This is a genomic window from Kitasatospora sp. NPDC127121 (genome assembly GCF_042677305.1).
Lineage (GTDB): Bacteria > Actinomycetota > Actinomycetes > Streptomycetales > Streptomycetaceae > Kitasatospora.
Map to the genome: position 1 here is coordinate 1 of NZ_JBHXTQ010000163.1, position 2790 is coordinate 2790.

General features: G+C 71.3%; 1 protein-coding gene and 1 pseudogene. Both read left to right on the plus strand.

Annotated elements, in window-relative coordinates; all coding sequences use genetic code 11:
* Positions 1–80 (plus strand): annotated as a pseudogene (locus tag ACFVHI_RS37100) (ABC transporter ATP-binding protein); the annotation flags it as partial.
* A gap of 59 nt (positions 81–139) precedes the next feature.
* Positions 140–2701 carry an ABC transporter permease gene (locus tag ACFVHI_RS37105; RefSeq protein ID WP_063346111.1) on the plus strand — a complete coding sequence of 854 codons (2562 nt, stop codon included), beginning with the start codon at positions 140–142 and terminating at the stop codon, positions 2699–2701.
* Positions 2702–2790: the final 89 nt, after the last annotated feature.

A 2790-nucleotide genomic window follows, 5' to 3' on the forward strand; every position in this document is an offset into this window, starting at 1 on the left:
TCGACGAACTCCACCACCCCACCGCCGACACCGTCCTGGACCGCATGCGCCGCTTCGACGCCAAGGGCCGCACCAGCTAGAGCATCCCGCCAGCCCCGCGCCCCCGACCTTCGAGAACCCCCAGGACTGACACCCCCTCATGTACCGCACCGCTTTGCGCAACGTGCTGGCCCACAAGGGCCGACTGCTCATGACGGCGCTGGCCGTCATGCTCGGCACCGCCTTCGTCGCCGGCACCATGGTCTTCTCCGACACCTTCGGCAACGCGCTCAGGACCCAGAACTCCAAGAGCTACACCGACATCGCCGTCACGGTCAGCGACCGCGACGCCGCCCGCCAGGCCTACGACCACACCGGTGAGGACTCCGAGGGCCCGGCCCTCACCGAGGAGATCCGCAAGGCGGTCGCGGCACTGCCCGGCGCCGCCGAGGCGCGTGGCGTGGTCAGCGGCTTCGCCGGCATCGCCGACAAGAAGGGCGCGCTGATCGGCAACGGCTTCTCCACCACCGGCACCAACTACGTGCCGGGCGCCGACGGCACCGACCCGCGCTACCCGCTGGTCGACGGCCGCGGCCCGCACGGCTCGGGCGAGATCGCACTGGACACCAAGACCGCCGAGAAGGGCGGCTACCAGGTCGGCGACACCGTCCGGGTCGCCGTCAACGGCCCGGTGATGAAGCTCAAGCTCACCGGCACCCTGACCACCAACGACCCGCGTGTGCTGGCCGGCGGCTCGCTGGCCGCCTTCGACACCGCCACCGCCCAGCAGCTCTACCTGAGCCCGGGCCGCTACGCCGAGCTGGACGTCAAGGGCAAGCCGGGCGCGGACGACACCGCGCTGCTCGCCGCCGTCAAGCAGACCGCCCCGCAGGGCGACTCGATCGAGGCGAAGACCGGGCGCGAGCTCGCCGCCGAGCAGGACCGGATGATCCAGCAGGGCACCAAGGTCCTGAGCACCTTCCTGATGGTCTTCGCCTTCATCTCGCTGTTCGTCGGCATCTTCATCATCGCCAACACCTTCACCATGCTGGTCGCCCAGCGCACCAAGGAACTCGCACTGCTGCGGGCGATCGGCGCCAGCCGCAAGCAGATCACCCGCTCCGTGCTGGTCGAGGCACTGCTGGTCGGCCTGCTCGCCTCGGCGGCCGGGCTGCTCGCCGGCATCGGGATCGGCGCCGGCATGCAGACGCTGGTCAGCGCGATGGACGACACCATGCCGCAGGGCTCGCTGGTGATCAAGCCGCTCACCATCGCGGTGACCCTGCTGGTCGGCGTCCTGGTGACGGTGCTGTCCGCCCTGCTGCCGGCCGTGCGCGCCTCCCGGATCGCCCCGGTGGCCGCGATGAGCTCGACCGAGCAGCCCGCCACCCAGAAGAGCCTGCTGGTCCGCAACACGATCGGCCTGCTGTTCACGCTGGCCGGCGCGGGCTCCCTGGCCGCGGGCGCGGGCGGCAAGGAGTACAAGCTGGTCGGGCTCGGCGCGGGCACCCTGCTGATCGGCGTGTTCGTGCTGACCCCGCTGCTGGCCAGGCCGCTGATCGCGCTGTTCGCCCCGCTGCTGCGCAAGGTCTACGGCACGCCGGGCAAGCTGGCCCAGGAGAACGCGATCCGCAACCCGCGCCGGACGGCGGCCACCGCCTCGGCACTGACCATCGGCGTCACCCTGATCACCGCGCTGACCGTGGTCGGCGCCTCGGTGAACAAGGCCGTCGACGCGGCGACCGCGGACGACCTCAAGGCCGACTACACCGTCGCCATGCAGAACGGCTCGAAGCTCTCCCCCGAGGTCGCCGGCCAGATCGCCAAGGCGCCCGGCGTCAGCGCCATGAGCGTGATGCGCGAAGTCCGGGTGACGACCGACAAGGGCGACTCCGACTACGAGTTCCTGACGGGCGTCGACGCCGCGACCATCGACCAGTTGGCCACCGTCAAGGTCAAGGACGGTTCGGCGGACGCCCTCAAGCAGGGCAAGCTGATGATGAGCTCGGGCACCGCCCAGCGCCTCGGCTTCAAGGTCGGCGACACCATGGCCGTCACCTACCCGGGCGGGGCCAAGGGCTCGCTCACCGTCGGCGCCGTGCTGGAGGCCAACAGCGCGCTGGCCAACATCGTCGCCCCGGACAACGTGGTGGGCCCGCACGCGCTGCCCGGCTCCGGCCCGGCGAAGGTCCTGGTGAAGGGCGCCAACGGCGCGGACGAGAAGCTGAAGCAGGCGCTGCGCGACGCGACCGGCGGCAACCCGCTGATCGCCGTCAAGGGCGAGAAGGACATCAAGGCGGAGAACCGTCAGCTGATCACCGGCATGCTGAACATGATGTACGGGCTGCTCGGGATGGCCGTGGTGATCGCGGTGCTCGGCGTGGTCAACACCATGGCGATGTCGGTGTTCGAGCGGCGCCGGGAGATCGGCATGCTGCGGGCGATCGGCCTGGACCGGATCGGCATCCGCCGGATGGTCCGGTTGGAGTCGCTGCTGATCGCGCTGTTCGGCGGCGCGGTCGGGATCGGGCTCGGGATCCTGGTGGCCTGGGCGGGCACCCGCACGATGGCGGACTCGCTCAAGAACATCACCACCGTGGTGCCGCCGCTGCAGATCCTCGGCTTCCTGGTCGCGGCCGCGGTGATCGGCCTGCTGGCCGCCCTCTGGCCGGCCCACCGGGCCGCCCGGATGGACATCCTGGGCGCGATCAAGAGCGAGTAGGCGCCCCCCCGCAAGCGCGCCGGAGCCCCGGGCCGGACAAGACCCGCCGGGGCTCCGGCGTATCCGCTGGCCAACGGGGGCCGGCGGTC

Bases quoted from the DNA above. Each gene is read 5' to 3' on its own strand.
- ACFVHI_RS37105 (WP_063346111.1), top strand. From the start codon at position 140: ATGTACCGCACCGCTTTGCGCAACGTGCTGGCCCACAAGGGCCGACTG.